This window comes from Corynebacterium intestinale (assembly GCF_023574125.1).
Taxonomy (GTDB): domain Bacteria; phylum Actinomycetota; class Actinomycetes; order Mycobacteriales; family Mycobacteriaceae; genus Corynebacterium; species Corynebacterium hesseae.
Genome location: NZ_JAMKFF010000002.1, coordinates 83,347 through 97,796, shown reverse-complemented (window position 1 = coordinate 97,796; position 14,450 = coordinate 83,347). Strand labels below are relative to the sequence as shown.

The window sequence follows — 14,450 nt, the reverse complement described above, 5'->3', positions numbered from 1 at the left end:
GGCCTTTGAACCCACATCTGCTGTTTCGGCGATTTAGGACCTGACATGCGAAAAGCCGCTCGGAGGCGGCTAAAATGTGGTGCGCCCGGAGGGATTCGAACCCCCAACCTTCTGATCCGTAGTCAGATGCTCTATCCGTTGAGCTACGGGCGCAGTCCGTTGGTCTACAGTGGCTCACACCTTCAGTGTGCGCTCTGCTGTGCAACGAGAAGTAACTATACCCACGCTCCAGAAAACTGACAAATCACGACGTAGTTGCCCGTTTTCAACGACAGCGCGGGTACAGCAATTCACCCTCTGTTTACCTCGCGCGGGTGGCTACAGAACCAACCCAAAGACCGGAACGGCAAGCAGATAGACCGTGATGGTGATGAGGACGCAGCCAATCAGGTTGAGGCCGACACCGCCCTTGATCATGTCGCCGATCTTGACGTATCCAGAGCCGTAGGCAATCGCGTTCGGCGGGGTTGCCACCGGCAGCATGAAGGCACAGGTTGCGGCCAGCGCCACCGGGATAGTGAGCAGCAGAACGTTGATGTCGCCATTCTGGGTCAAGCCAATACCCACGGCCACACCGCCCATAATCGGCAGGAAGGTCGCAGCCGTTGCGGTGTTGGATGTGATCTCTGTCAGGAAGAGCACGAGTAGGGCCACCGCACCGATGAGCAGGATGGTAGGCAGGCCGCCCAGCCCCTTGGCCATCTCACCAATCCATAGGGACAGGCCGGACTTGTTGAACATCGAGGACAAGGACAGGCCGCCGCCGAAGAGAAGGAGAACATCCCACGGCATCTCATTTGCAGTCTTCCAATCCAGAAGGCGCACACCGGTCTTTGCATCAGCCGGGATGATAAACAGCAGCAGACCAGCAGCGATACCCACGATAGCGTCGTCGTAGTTCGATTCCTTGCCGGTAAAGAACGGGACAATCACCCAGGCCAAGGCAGCGCACAAGAAGATGATGCCCGTCATGACCTGCGGGCCGGTCCATGGGCCAAGCTTCTCAATCTCGGAATCGATGAGCTCGCGGCCACCCGGAATCTTGTCCATCTCCGGCTTGAACACGGTGATCAGCATGAACCAGGCAATGAACAGGAAGATGAACGCCAGCGGCATGCCCACCATCATCCACTTACCGAAGCCCAGGACGATGTTATGGGATTCCTTCATATAGCCAGCCAGCAGCGCATTCGGCGGGGTACCGATAAGCGTGCCCAGCGAACCAATCGACGCCGAGTACGCAATACCCAGCATGAGCGCGGTGGCGAACTTCTTCTGGTTGCGCATGCCGCCGACAGCATCAGCGGTGAGCGAGAGAACCGAAATACCAATCGGCAGCATGACCACCGCGGTAGCGGTGTTGGACACCCACATGGACAAGAAGCCAGTAGCCAGCATGAAGCCGAGAATCAGCTGCTTAGGCGAGGTACCAACGACCTTCACCACGAACAGCGCCATACGACGGTGCAGGTTCCAGCGCTGCAAAGCCAAGGCAATAAGGAAGCCACCCATGAACAAGAAGATGGTCGAGGAGGCATAGGGCGCACCCACATCCTTAATGGTGCCAACCCCAGCCAGCGGGAAAATGACCAGCGGTAAGAGCGCGGTAGCAGCCAGAGGGATGGCCTCCGTCATCCACCACACACCCATGAGAATGGTCACGGCCGCTACGGCGCGCAGCGCGCTCTGGGTGTATTCCGTGTCATCCTTAGCACCGGGCGATTGCAGCACGGTGTCGACAGCGTTGCTCGGGAAAATAAACCACACGAGAGCAGCCAAAACGAGTCCGAGGATAAGGCCAATAGCCATGCGACGCCATTCGCGCGTATCAACGCCGTGGTCGTCTTCGCCCTCCGTGTGCGATGTTGAGACGTGAGTATGCGGGGTAGTCATCTGCCCCCTCCTTTTCCTGGTTAACCAGCCCCCATTCAGCCAAGAGAGAGTTATAGGGATCGCCGAATGGGCCTACACGTTTAGGTTATCGAGGTCACAGACCGCCAACAAACACTTTCCGGTTATTACCCCCACTCAGGCCGCAGATTCACCCCTGTTCGCAAAATCTTTTGCAGATTAGCTGCAAAGAATGCTCACCAATGTGTGGGCAGTCCGCAGCCAATTCCCTTCCTCCCCAGATCCCCAGACCTCGATCCCGCAACCTGCAGGTGGGCGTCGCCAAGCGCTTGCCGACGCCCCACCGACCACCAGGAAGTTTCGGGATCGAGGTCTGGGGTTGTGGCGCAGGATGCCGCTCGCCGCGCGCGATCCATGCCAATGCGCTAAAAGTAAGCCATGAACAACCTAGGCATCTTTCACTACATAGACACCCACATGGTCGATCTGCGCGCACTCAGCAACGACGACCCTCGGTGGGGCAAAATTCACGCAAAGAAATTCCATAAGCTCGCGTGGTGCTATGCCATTCCCCTGCACCGATGGCTGCACCTAAAACCCTGGGAGCGAGAAACCGCAGAGGTCTATGCCCACGCGCGTGCCGCACCGCGGGCCACTCTCCTGGGCAAAGCGGCTGCTCGCATCCATGACATCCCGACGCTCACAACGCCGAGCGAGTATTTCGCGACAGTTCCCTCCAACTCCGTTCCCCAAAGATCCAAGCGCCAATACTTCCGTTACAAGCAAACGAAACTCAACAATCAAGTCACAGAAGTCCACGGGATCCGGGTTACGTCCCTGGCACGCACAGCGATCGACATCGCGCGCTTCGATGGCTTCGTCGAAGGTCTCGTCGCCGCAGACTATGTACGGTCACGCCGGGTTTCAAAGGACACCCTCAACTGGGTACTCGGCGACATGGGCCGTGTGAAAGGAGTCGCGGATGCACGTCGGGCCGTGGAGCACAGCGTCAACAGCTCCGAATCTCCCTGGGAGTCCTACGCGCGTGCCCTTATCCTTGACGCGGGCCTTCCCGCGGTTCGCAGCTTGCGCGCCCAATACCGAGTCAATCAGTACTACGCCGACCTCGCGATCAATGACTGGCTCCTCATCGAAATTGACGGCAATGTGAAATATGAGAACGAGCTGGAAGAGGTGATTCGAGCCGAACACCAACGCCAAAAGGCGCTCCTCAATCAGGGGTTTGTCGTCTTACGCTTCTCTCCCCAAGAATTGCGCGACGCTCCAGAAGACTTCATCAACACCATCGCGCGGCACTTAGCTGCAGGCCCTAGGATCCTCCGCTAGATCCCCAGACCTCGATCCCGCAACCTGCAGGTGGGCGCTGCCAAGCGCTTGCCGACGCCCCACCGCCCACCAGGGAGTTTCGGGATCGAGGTCTGGGGGTTTGCGCTACCACAGCGCAAAGAAGGCAACCGCTCCGAGGAGCATCGTTCCCAGCGCAACGGCGGCAAGCGCCGAAGCTCCGGGCAGGGCAGGTGATTCGGCCCGGGCCAGGATCTCGTCAGCATGGCGAAGCTTGGCGGTGGCCAACCACAGCACCACCGCCACCACTACCCCAACAATCACGGCGGCCCATGGCGCAACGGAACGCACGACGAGCAAGCCAGCAACGAGGCCCGCAAGCCCCGTGCGCTGCCAGGCTAAGCGCGTGCGCTCGGGTTGGAGGCCGGGATCAAAAAGCTCGCTCACGCTAGCAGCTCGCCCACCAGAATCATCAGGCCAATAAGGATCACCACGCCAACAATCAACGCCAACGCCGGGCTTGCCGGGAGCGGACGCGCATGGCGCATCGCGCGCTCGGAGGCACCCCAGTGAAACCACGCCACCGCCGGCAGGACGATGGCCACAATCAGCATGATGACAGAGACAACGCGAGTCAGCGTGGTGTTCAGCGGCAACTCGAAGGTCTCCAGCGCCACGCCACCGGCGATAAAGGCCAAGGACGTGCGGATCCAGGCCAAGAACGTGCGCTCATTAGCCATGCTAAAGCGCGGATCAGGTTCCTCCCCTGTTCCATACACCGAGCCCGGGAAACGTGCCTTCGTCATAGGCGCTACTGTAGCGCCCCGCTCCTAACTCCACAGCGCGAGGCACCCCGAGCGCGGCGCCTAAGACTGCGAGAAGGCCTCCAGATCCGCAGGACTACCGGCGACGACGATGAGGTCGCGGTGGGTGAGCTCGGTGCCGTCGTCAAGCGGGCGCCACTGGCCGGGCCCCTCACAACGGGAAATGAGCTGGACGTTGTGTTCCTCCCACACCTTGTGAAGGTTGAGAGGGCCCTTGCTTATCGACGCCGGCGGGGTCATCGCCGTCACGCCATAATCGGTGGCGATCTCCGCGAAATCCTCAAAACGCCCGCCCAGCAGGTGCGCCACGCGGCGGCCCGTATCGCGCTCTGGGCGAATCACGTGGTGCACTCCGAGTTGGCGCAGGATGCGGGCATGAGCATCTGAATCGGCCTTGGCCCAGATATCGCTCACCCCGAGCTCCACGAGGTTGGAGGCGGTAAGGATGGAATCCTCCAGATCCGAACCGATGGCCACGACCACTCGCTCTACCTCATCGACGCCGAGCTGGCGAAGGGCCTCGGCGTCGGTAGTATCGGCGGTCACCGCCTCGGTGAGGTACGCGGCGTGCTCGCGCACGTGTTTCTCCTCGGCATCGATTCCGAGGACCTCCACTCCGTGCTCCATCAGCTCGCGAGCCAGGGAAGAACCGAACCGCCCCATGCCAATGACAACAACCGGCGGGATATTGATGGAAGACTTTTCACGCCGCAGGGCGCTGAACATGTTAGCCAATGAACGGCCTTTCTTCGGGGAAGCGGTAGCGCAGGCTGATGGTCCGGGCGGCCAGTGCCGCCACGAAAGTGGTGGGGCCTACGCGGCCAACGTACATGATGAGGCACAGCATGAGCTGTGATGGTGCGGACAAACTTGCGGTAATACCCGTGGACAAACCCACGGTGGCGAAGGCGGACATGACTTCGAAAGTGACCTGGTCCGCGGTGAACTCAGGGTCCCAGATGCGCAGCGTCGCAACACCTACGGCAACGACGATCATTCCGGCGGCGGTCAGCGCGAGGGCCTGGCGGAAGGTGGACAACGGCAGGCGGCGGTGTCCGATGGAGGTGTCTTCCCGGCCCAAGAATTCCGAGATCATTGCCGCGCCCAGAACGCACGCTGTAGTGACCTTGATGCCGCCCGCCGTACCGGCGGAGCCGCCGCCAATGAACATCAAGATATCCGTGACCATCAGCGTCAATGGCTGCGCTTCCCCGTAGTCGATAGCGTTAAAACCTGCCGTTCGGGGCGAAGCGCTCATGAAGAAGGCGTTGATGAGCTTCTGGCCCAACGGCATCCCGTTCAGCACACCGGAGCCCTCAGAGAGGAAGAAGATCACGGTGCCACTAAGCAACAAGAACGCGGTGGCGCCCAGCGTCATCCGGGCGGTCATGGACATGCGGTGAATGCGCGGTGTACCGCCACGCCAGCGCGTTAGCCGTGCGCGGGCCCGTCGCACGAACTCCGCCAGCATGGGATAACCCAAGCCACCGATGATCAGGGCGAAGGCAAGGGGAAGAAGAATCCAGCCATCAGCAGCGAAGGAGATAACGCTGTCTGAATAGGTACTAAACCCTGCGTTATTGAAGGCCGAAATGGCGTGGAATACTCCTTCCCACGCTGCGCGCCCAGGTGCTACACCATGCTCGGTGGCTAGGCGCACGCCGATGAACACAGCGACGATGGCCTCGCAGATCAGGGTCATGACCACGGTAAGCAAGAGCGCGCGGCGAATGCCGCCGGAGGCCACGGCGCGGCCCTCCGCAGCCATGGTCCGGCGGGCTTTGAAGCTGATACGGCCGGTCAACAGCATGCCCGACAGCGACGCCAAACTCATGATGCCCAGCCCTCCCAGCTGGATGAGCGCGATGATGACCGCTTGGCCGAAGGACGTCCAATAGGTCCCGGTGTCCTCCACCACCAGACCCGTCAAAGAGACCGCCGAGGTCGCCGTAAAAAGCGCTGGCAGGAACGGGGTCCACTGCGGAACATTGGCGGAAATCGGCAGCATCAGCAGCAGCGTTCCCACGAGGATGAGCAAGATAAAGCCCACGGCGGTGAGCCGAGCCGGGCCCAGGAAATGACCGCGTTTCACAGCGCTTCACACTACGCTTCGCGCCCTCTCAAATCACCCCCATTCCCTGTGAATTTGCCGGCAATTTTATAGTTATATCTTTTGTAATAAATGCCCGAAAGGTAGTTTCCCATTAGACAATCGAACGACAGGTATTAGTGACGAATCGGCCCTTTACCCGGATTTGAAAGCGAGGCCACGATGAACCATAAAGTGACCACACACACGGCGGACGGCGCTGAAGCTGCCAAACCAAGAATCGAATGGCCAACCATCAAGGCTATCCTCGCCGCTTCCAGCGGAAACCTTGTGGAATGGTTTGATTTTTATATCTACGCCTTCTTCAGCGTCTATTTTGCAGACCAGTTCTTCAGCGGCACTGGTGAAACCGGTGCGCTCATGAAGTCTGCGGGCGTCTTCTTCGTCGGGTTCCTCATGCGCCCTATCGGCGGTTACGTCTTCGGGCGCATCGCCGACCGCTATGGCCGCAAGCGCTCAATGCTGATCGCCATCATCATGATGTGCGCCGGCTCCCTCCTCTTTGCGGCCTTGCCCACCGCGGCGACCGTTGGCGCCTGGGCTCCAGTGCTGATGCTCATCGTGCGCTGCATCCAGGGACTCTCCGTGGGTGGTGAGTACGGAGCAACGGCCACCTACATGTCTGAGATTGCTTCCTCAGGACGCCGCGGCTTCTACTCCTCCTTCCAATACGTCACGCTCATCGGCGGGCAATTGCTGGCCAGCCTCCTCGCCGTCATCATGACCTCCACGCTGGGAGAAGAAGCAATCACAAATGGGTGGTGGCGCCTGCCTTTCGTAATCGGTGCACTCGCCGCTGTGGTGAGCCTCTGGCTACGGAACGGTCTTGAAGAAACGACGTCGAGCACTGAGCGCAGTGAGGAGGGGGCCGGAACACTTCGCCAACTCATGCAGCACCCGCGCTCGTTCTGGGTCGTCCTTGGTATTACCGCAATCGGCTCGCTGACCTTCTACACCTACACCACATACATGCAGAAGTTCCTCATCAATACGGGTGGTTTTGCCAAAGGCGACGTTGCCCGGACGATGACAGTATGCCTCTTCGTCTTTATGATTCTGCAGCCGCTGACAGGCTTGCTTTCTGACAAGATCGGCCGCAAGAACACCATCCTCATTTTCGGTGTGGCATCCACGGTCGGCACCATCCCCGCCTTCATGCTCCTGGAAGCCCAATCCACTCTGATCGGCGCCGGCGCAGTCATCATCCTCATCTTCGTCTTCGAAAGCGGCTACACCTCGATTTCCGGAATTCTCAAGGCCGAGATGTTCCCCACCTACATCCGCGGCCTCGGCGTGGGATTCACCTACGCCGTGGGCAACTCGCTTTTCGGCGGTTCGGCCGAATACGTCGCTCTAGGGCTGAAGAACGCCGGCCACGCCAACGCCTTCCCCATTTATGTCACTGTCATGGCGGCGCTGGGTGTGGTTGCCATGCTCTTCCTACATGACAGTCGCACTCACTCCACAATCGACAACCCCGAAGGCAGCGCCTACGCCAAGAAATAGGCGCTACATCAGCTTGGTCTTGTCCAAGGTCTCCACCCAGCCGTTGGTGAATTTCTCCAACGGCTTGTGGAAGACCACGCCCAGAATCAGCATCGGTACGGCAAAGAGCAAGAGCGCGAACAGGGAGAGCCAGTAATCACCGTGGTAAGTTCCGGCGATGGCCGCGCGGAAGGCGCGGATGGTGTAGGTCGCCGGCAGCCACGGGCTAATGTTCTGGAACCAGTCCGGGAGCACCTGCAAGGGGTAGGCACCGCCCGACGACGATACTTGGACCACCAGCATGAGCACCGCTAGGGCCTTGCCCGCGTTGGCGAAGGACACCACGAAGGTGTAGCAAATCAGCATAAAGATGAGCGAGCTAACCCAGCCCGCCAACAGCATGAGAATCGGGTGCGCGGGCTCAATGCCCACGAAGAAGATGAGGCCCAGAATCAGCATCGTCGACTGCACGAGGCCAACCGCGGCAAACATTCCGAAGCGGCCGAAGAAGCGCTGCATCGGCGAATACGTATCCTTATCCACCACATCCGTGCGCACGCTCACCGCAGTCAGCAGCGCACCCACCCACAGCGCCAGCGCCGTGTACATCGGCGTCATGCCGGCGCCGAAGCTCTTAACCGGGTAGACCGCTTGCCTGTCGACGTCCACCGGCGCCGCAATCGCACGCGCCAAGGCATCCGGATCGGAACCAATGAGGTCCGCCAACTTCTTCAGGTCACCAGATGCCGCAGCGGAGTCGATATCCTTCCGCAGGTCGCCGAACTTGTTGGCCTTATCCTGCAGGCCAGAGGCGAGCTTCTGTACCGCATCCCGAGCATCCGTCAGGGAAGAGGAATCAATGGTGACGGGAGTCTTCGCGGTATCCAGATCCGCGCTCACCTGGCCCAGCGAATCCTGCAGTGCACGCAAGGATTCACGCAGACCAGAGGTGGAGATTCCCTCCACTGCCTTCTTGGCATCATCGATGCCGGAGAGATCCGGCTTCGTGGGTTCGGGAGCCTTCGCGGCCGCCGTGAGGCGCGCGTGGAGAGTGCGCTGAGCGTCGATGGCCTCCTCGATACGGCTGAGCGCCTTCTCTTTATCCCCGGCAGGAATTGGCAGGGCCTCAATGTGGCCATGCAGGTTCTGGTATTGCGCAATGGTGCCTTCCACCTGGCCGGCCAAAGTGTTGAGCGTGGCGACGCGGTCGGCGCGGGAGGCGGAGGCGTCGTCGTAAAGCGCATCAATGCGTTGGCGCACCACGTCATAACTAGCGCTGGTGGCATCGAGCGATTGCTGCAGCGCATCCGTGGACACGTTCAGTGAGGAAGACTGAATCTCCGGAAGCTGCAGGTCCGCCGAGTCCGCAATGCGCTGGGCGCTTTCCATGAGCGGAACCGCGGTATCCACGAGTCCAGCCAGGGAGCGCGCGGTACGGGCGGCCATATCGAGCTGGGTCTGCACGCCATCCGCGCGCGCCTGCATCCGGTCCAACACAGCCTTGGTATCACCCTGGCTCAAGAAATCGGAGAGTGAGGTGACCAGATCGAAGGAGACGTCACCGACCGTCGTGGTGAAAGCTTCAGCCACTTGAGCCGACACGCCCTCTGCGCCTTGACCGGTGATCTTCGGCGCCAGCGCGTTCTTCTTCTCATTCATATAGAAGGACAAATCCGCGGGCTGGGAACCATCCGTGTAGAAGTTCATCATGTCGGTACTGAAGTCTTCCGGGAGCACGATGGCTGCGTAATACTCACCGGACTTGGTACCTTCAATCGCCTCATCAGAGGTGGTTACAACCCAATCCAGCTGCTCGTTCGCGCGCAGCTCATTGAGTACTTGGTCGCCAACGTTGATGGGCACCGGCAACAGATCGCTCTCATAGCCGGTGTCCTTGCTAGCCACCGCCACCTTGAGCTGGCTGGTGTTATCAAAGGGATCCCAGCTAGCCAACACGTTAAACCACGTGAACAGCATCGGAATGACGACGAGACCCACGAGCATCACCGCGCTCATCACGTTGCGGCATGCGGTGCGGATATCGTTGAGGAAAAGATCGAGTGTTCCACGCATTAGTTATCCCCCTCCGTGGACTCCGCGCCGATGCTGGACGGATGAATAAGGTCATCTTCATCCAACGTCACGAGCTCCGCGGACTGTTTCAAGCTGATGCGCAGGTATTCCAGGGTGACCGCGGCGACAATGATGAGGAAGCACCACGCCGTCCAAATACCCAAGAGCAACGGCTTCTGGTCGGGCAAGAGGCCCGAGACGACGATGAGGATGACCACGCCGACAACGCCCGCGATGGCCACCATCTTGAGCCAATAGCCCCAGTTATGAGCGCGGCGGTCCAAATCCCTCTTGAGACCACTGCGGCTATCCAGTGCCTGGATGACGTCCGCGATGCGGTAGCCGGAGCCCACAACCTGCACGTTTTCATAGTCGAAGAGTTCGGTATCCCGCAGCTCGCGGTTGAAGATGACGTTGAAGTGCGCCAACGCCTTGCGCAGTAGAAGGCCGAAGACGAAGAAGAGAATGAACATGAAGGCGAGCACGCCCATCTTCTTGAAGTAATGGTTGCCGTAGAACCCGCCGATGGTTTCGCGCATGGCGTCAATGCCGTACGTGAACGGAAGCAGCGGGTAGATGCTGTGGAAGAAGCTGGGCAGCAGCTCAATCGGGTACAGACCCGACGCGCCTGGGATCTGGATGATGGCAAAGACCACGCAGAGGCCGCGGCCGAGGTGACCCAGGGACGTCGACAACCCATAGATAATGCTCAAGTAGGCCAATCCCACGAGCACGCCCGTCAGGATGAAGGCAGGCGCATTCACAGTCTGCACGCCGATAAGCAGATCACCCACGGTCACCGTGACGGCCTGGATGATGACCATCAGGGCCATGAGGAGGAAGCGGCCCATATAGGCCTGGCCCACCGTAACGCGGTGGAATCCTTCCTTATCCACCTCGACGCGGAAGATAACCATGAGGACGAAGGCACCGATCCACAGTGAGAGGTTGGTAAACAGCGCGGCCATGGCGGAGCCGTAGCTATCCACCGGGTACACGGTTTCGGTCTTCAGCTCGATGGGCTCGGCAAAGAACTTACCGATTTCTTCCGCATCCAGCCCGGTGACATCTTGAACGACTTTGGAGTTCATCGCGGCACGCAGCGAACCCACATCGCCCTGCATCGCGCGCAAGCTGTCCTGCAGGGCAAGGAGGTTGGTATCGAAATCGGACAAGGTGTCCTTCGTCGCCCGCAGCTGCTGGGCCACACCATCCAGAAGCCCATCAGCTTCCTGCATGGTTCCCTTCTGGGCTTCCAGGGTGGAACTCAAAGCGCTCGCCGTGGAGCTCAGGCTGCTCATGGCGCGGTTGATCTCCGGCACGGCCGTCGTCACGGTATCGCGCAGAGTTTGCGAGGTGGCCTTAGTATCGGCCGCTGCCTGGTTGATGGCCTCCGCACTAGCCTGCACATTGTCCGCCGCGGCCTGGGTGTCCTTGCTCAGCGCGCTGAGGTTTCCCACCAGCTGACGGTTGGATTCATTGCCCTCATCGAGGCGCTGGATGGCGTCATCAATTTCCTTGGCCACCTGCGGTGAGAGCGTTGCGGAATCGCGCAGGGCTTTAAGCTGCGCAATCGATTCTGCGCTCGCGTCAATGGCAGTGTTCGCTCGCTGCGTGGCGTAATCGAAACGGTCACCGGCCTGGTTCAGGCCAGCTGTAACATCCGCAATGGATTCCTGCGCCTGGGCGGTACCGTCCGCCACCGCACTTGCGCCACTGACGAAGGCACCTGTGGTCTGGTCGGTGAAGTCCCCGATGCCCCCTTGGGCCTGCTCGACTAGGGAGGAGACCTCGGCGAGGGCTGTTTGGGCGTCGCCCAGCGCGGCACTCACATCAGCCACCGTGGACTTGGCGCCCAACGTGGAGTCAGCGGCGGCGTCAAGCTTTCCCTGGATCCGCGCGAGGTTCTCGCGGTTGCCGTCAATCTCCTGCGCGGTCTCCCCGAACGCGGAGCTGGTGTTGTTCATCGCGCGCGAGACTTTTCGCTCGAAGTCGGTACCGGTGTCCTTAACATTTTCCGCCGCAACCGTGGCCACCTGCTCCTTGAAGGCCGCCGTGATCTGTTTGTCCAGACCTTTGGCACCGGTATCCGTAATCTTCACGGCGATGGCGTTGTTCTTCTCGTTGACGCGGTACACCAGCTGCGGCTGCGTGAACTTCCCGTCGAGCATGCTCACGAGGTTCTCGCTAAAGTCCTCAGGAATCGTCACCGAGGCATACACGTCCCCCTCTAAAAGGGCTTTCTCGGCTTCGTCGCGCTCAAGGAATTGCCAGCCTAGCTGGTCATTCTTTTTCAGCTTTTCAATGACCTCGCTGCCGACATCTATCTTCCCCGTCAGCTCATTGTTAGCACCCTTATCCTCATTGACCACGGCCACTTTGATGTTGTTGGTATGGCCGTAAGGGTCACGAAAAGCCGCGATGTTCACCCATGAATACAACGCGGGGGTGATGACGAGCCCGATGAGGATGATCCACGCCCTGGGGACGCGGCCAAGCCTGGCTACATCTCTGATAAAAATCTTCCAACTTTGGCGCACTGAAGGCAGTGTACCCGTTGAAGCTTCGAGTCTCTAACCTGCCGAAACCCATAAAGTAATTTCCATTATTAACAATTAACGATTGATATGGTTTGCTGAAACAAAACCCTTGCCCCACACCCCGCCAACTTGTAGTGATAAACAAAATTTTTCTAGCACTTTCACTACCCCACTACAATCGGCGGCCATGATTGAAATCGCAGCCGTCGTCATCCGCAACCCGCAAGGCCACGTGCTTACCGTGCGCAAGAAGTCCTCCACCAAGTACCAGCTGCCCGGCGGCAAACCTGAGGCGGGCGAAGCGCTTATCGACGCCGCCCTGCGCGAAGTCGCCGAAGAAGTAGGCCTCACCCTCGACGCCGAGAGTCTCAACGAACTCGGCACCTTCGACGCTCCCGCCGCCAACGAACCGGGCGAGGTCGTCGTCGGCACCATCTTCACCTACACCCGCACCGTCACCGCCGACGAACCCCATGCCGCCGCCGAAATTGGCGACATCGCCTGGATCAACCCAGCAGCCCCCGACCGCGAGCTTGCACATCTGTTGCGCGACCGCGTCTTCCCCGCGCTGGCTGGGTAGGTCCGTTTTCGTAAATAAGGCCTCAAAATCTCGAAAATCAGGACTTTAGATGCGAAAATGTACCCCGAACGGGGACAATTGGAGAGCCTTGGCTCCAGATGACATCATGTGTCACGTTTTTACAGCGACCAGCGACCACCAGTGCTCCTCGGCTAACATAGACTGCATGAATGCTAAGGCTGAACTCCCCTCTTTCGATTGCGGAGGGCCGGCTCTCATCGATCTCAACGACAAAGAAGCCGTGTGGGAAGCACTCGATGCCCACTAGAAGTCAGAAATGCCTATCTAAAACAACAAAACGCAGAACCCGAGCCACCGGTGAAACGATGACCCGGGTTCTGTAGTTTGCGGAGACGAGAGGATTTGAACCTCCGGACCTACGCAAGTAAGTCAACTCCTTAGCAGGGAGCCCCATTCGGCCGCTCTGGCACGTCTCCAGCGATTCGCAATGAACCGTCCATCACTCTACCTGAGCGCTTCCCCTATGGACAAAATGGGGCTTCCCTATTCTTTCCCTGAAGCGCCGCATGCAGCTTGAGGGCCACGTAGAGAGCCGCGCAACGCCAGCCGTCATCCAGCACGCCGGGCCCGAGAATCTCACGCACGCGGTCTAGGCGGTAATGCAGAGTAGCGCGGTGAATGTAGAGCGCATTAGCGGTCGCAGAGACGTTGCGGGAATGCTCAAAGTAGGTCAGCAGGGTGTGCCAGTAGGAGTTGCGGGGGTCGTCGAGAAGCACCGCGGCATCCGGGCTCATCGCCACCACCGTCGCGGGGGTCAGCTCCCACCCGCGCAGCAGGCGCCACGCGCCGGCCTCCTCCCAGCGCAGCGAATCCTGGCCGCAGAGTTTGGCCACGTCCGCCATGAGTCGCGCCTGCGGGGCCGTCGGCGCCGAGCCGCGGGCTACCACCTCGGCGCCGGCGACAAGCGCGGCACTCTGTAGCTCCTCCATGAGGGCCTCGGTGTCCTTGTCATCGCGGCGGCACTCAACGAGCACGAGGGAATCGTGAGAATCCGCAACCAGGAAGGGCCGGCGCACCAGCGGGCGGGCAAGCTCCACGGCTACCGCGCGCTGATCGCCTTCCACCAGCACGCGATGCACGGTCAGCTCGCCATCGGAGGGCAGGAGATCGCGCTCACGCGCCCCGGCCAGCGCGGCAGGATCACCGGTAAGCACCTCACGGGCCAGCTCGCCGAGCTGCTGGGCGCGAGCGGCGAGGGGAGCATCGCGTTCGTCGATAAGCCTGGCTAGCGGAGCCGTTAAAGAACCGAGGCGGACCAGGGAAGCATCACCCAGCGCGGGCTCATCGATAATCCACAGGTAACCCACGAGCCGATCCTCGTGGCGCAGGGGGATGACCACGCGGGCCAGCATGTCATAGCGCGGGTTGGCGGGCAGGCGGACCGGCAGAACCGCCTCTTGAATACCGAAACTCAGCATCCACGGGATCGGCTCCGGGGGCGGGGTGCGATTAAGAATAGAGGCCGCCCTGTTCTTATCAATGGCACCAATCTGCGCACTAGCGGCAATCACCGCGATGGCGGGGGTAGTCACCTCAACGGAGCGCTGCAGGATCTGGGCGCATTCGTCGACGATATCCTGGATGCTTGTCAGCTGCGGGGGTGTCACTTTTGACATATGTCAAAGATACTTCCGAATATTGTCTAGTGACAAACAAAACTG

General features: G+C 60.0%; 11 protein-coding genes and 2 tRNA genes. 3 read left to right on the top strand and 10 right to left on the bottom strand.

Going from position 1 to position 14,450, the window contains the following annotated elements:
- Nucleotides 1–77: 77 nt before the first annotated feature.
- Both M5J06_RS03465 and M5J06_RS03460 read right to left on the bottom strand, forming a co-directional pair.
- Nucleotides 78–153, bottom strand: a tRNA-Arg gene (locus tag M5J06_RS03465).
- A gap of 165 nt (nt 154–318) precedes the next feature.
- Nucleotides 319–1,893 carry an SLC13 family permease gene (locus M5J06_RS03460; protein WP_250223979.1) on the bottom strand — a complete coding sequence of 525 codons (1,575 nt, stop codon included), beginning with the start codon at nt 1,891–1,893 and terminating at the stop codon, nt 319–321.
- Between the two features lie 396 nt (nt 1,894–2,289).
- Between M5J06_RS03460 and M5J06_RS03455 the strand changes: the two genes are divergently transcribed.
- On the top strand, nt 2,290–3,198 hold the full coding sequence (locus tag M5J06_RS03455) for a DUF559 domain-containing protein (RefSeq protein WP_250223978.1): 909 nt from the start codon (nt 2,290–2,292) through the stop codon (nt 3,196–3,198).
- Between the two features lie 105 nt (nt 3,199–3,303).
- Here M5J06_RS03455 and M5J06_RS03450 read toward each other — a convergent pair whose 3' ends face one another.
- The 4 genes from M5J06_RS03450 to M5J06_RS03435 are packed head-to-tail and all read right to left on the bottom strand — an operon-like array spanning nt 3,304 to nt 6,072.
- Nucleotides 3,304–3,603 (bottom strand): DUF202 domain-containing protein, encoded by a 300-nt coding sequence (locus M5J06_RS03450; protein ID WP_250223977.1) that lies wholly within the window; start codon nt 3,601–3,603, stop codon nt 3,304–3,306.
- Complete coding sequence (locus M5J06_RS03445) at nt 3,600–3,962, bottom strand: YidH family protein (RefSeq protein ID WP_070533393.1); 363 nt, start codon at nt 3,960–3,962, stop codon at nt 3,600–3,602. Before M5J06_RS03445 ends, M5J06_RS03450 begins: the two co-directional genes overlap by 4 nt.
- 60 nt (nt 3,963–4,022) lie before the next feature.
- Nucleotides 4,023–4,706, bottom strand: a complete 684-nt coding sequence (locus tag M5J06_RS03440; protein WP_070562061.1) for a potassium channel family protein — start codon at nt 4,704–4,706, stop codon at nt 4,023–4,025.
- Between the two features lies 1 nt (nt 4,707).
- Entirely contained in the window at nt 4,708–6,072 is a 1,365-nt protein-coding gene (locus M5J06_RS03435; protein ID WP_250223976.1) for a TrkH family potassium uptake protein, read from the bottom strand.
- Between the two features lie 192 nt (nt 6,073–6,264).
- Here M5J06_RS03435 and M5J06_RS03430 point away from each other — a divergent pair, with 192 nt between their 5' ends.
- Nucleotides 6,265–7,596, top strand: coding sequence for an MFS transporter (locus tag M5J06_RS03430; RefSeq protein ID WP_250223975.1), 1,332 nt, complete (start codon nt 6,265–6,267; stop codon nt 7,594–7,596).
- Nucleotides 7,597–7,599: 3 nt separating this feature from the next.
- Here the strand turns inward: M5J06_RS03430 and M5J06_RS03425 are convergent, their stop codons facing one another.
- Both M5J06_RS03425 and M5J06_RS03420 read right to left on the bottom strand, forming a co-directional pair.
- Nucleotides 7,600–9,648 (bottom strand): YhgE/Pip domain-containing protein, encoded by a 2,049-nt coding sequence (locus tag M5J06_RS03425; RefSeq protein ID WP_250223974.1) that lies wholly within the window; start codon nt 9,646–9,648, stop codon nt 7,600–7,602.
- A complete protein-coding gene (locus tag M5J06_RS03420; RefSeq protein WP_250223973.1) occupies nt 9,648–12,188 on the bottom strand; it encodes a YhgE/Pip family protein in 2,541 nt (846 codons plus the stop codon). Before M5J06_RS03420 ends, M5J06_RS03425 begins: the two co-directional genes overlap by 1 nt.
- 187 nt (nt 12,189–12,375) lie before the next feature.
- On the opposite strand from M5J06_RS03420, the gene M5J06_RS03415 reads away from it, so the two are divergent.
- Nucleotides 12,376–12,768: an NUDIX hydrolase gene (locus tag M5J06_RS03415; protein WP_250223972.1), complete on the top strand. Its 393-nt coding sequence runs from the start codon at nt 12,376–12,378 to the stop codon at nt 12,766–12,768.
- 348 nt (nt 12,769–13,116) lie between these two features.
- On the opposite strand, the gene M5J06_RS03410 is transcribed toward M5J06_RS03415, so the two are convergent.
- Nucleotides 13,117–13,205 (bottom strand) — tRNA-Ser (locus tag M5J06_RS03410).
- A 45-nt stretch (nt 13,206–13,250) separates the two neighbouring features.
- Entirely contained in the window at nt 13,251–14,405 is a 1,155-nt protein-coding gene (locus M5J06_RS03405) for a PucR family transcriptional regulator (protein WP_144657637.1), read from the bottom strand.
- Between the last annotated feature and the right edge of the window lie 45 nt (nt 14,406–14,450).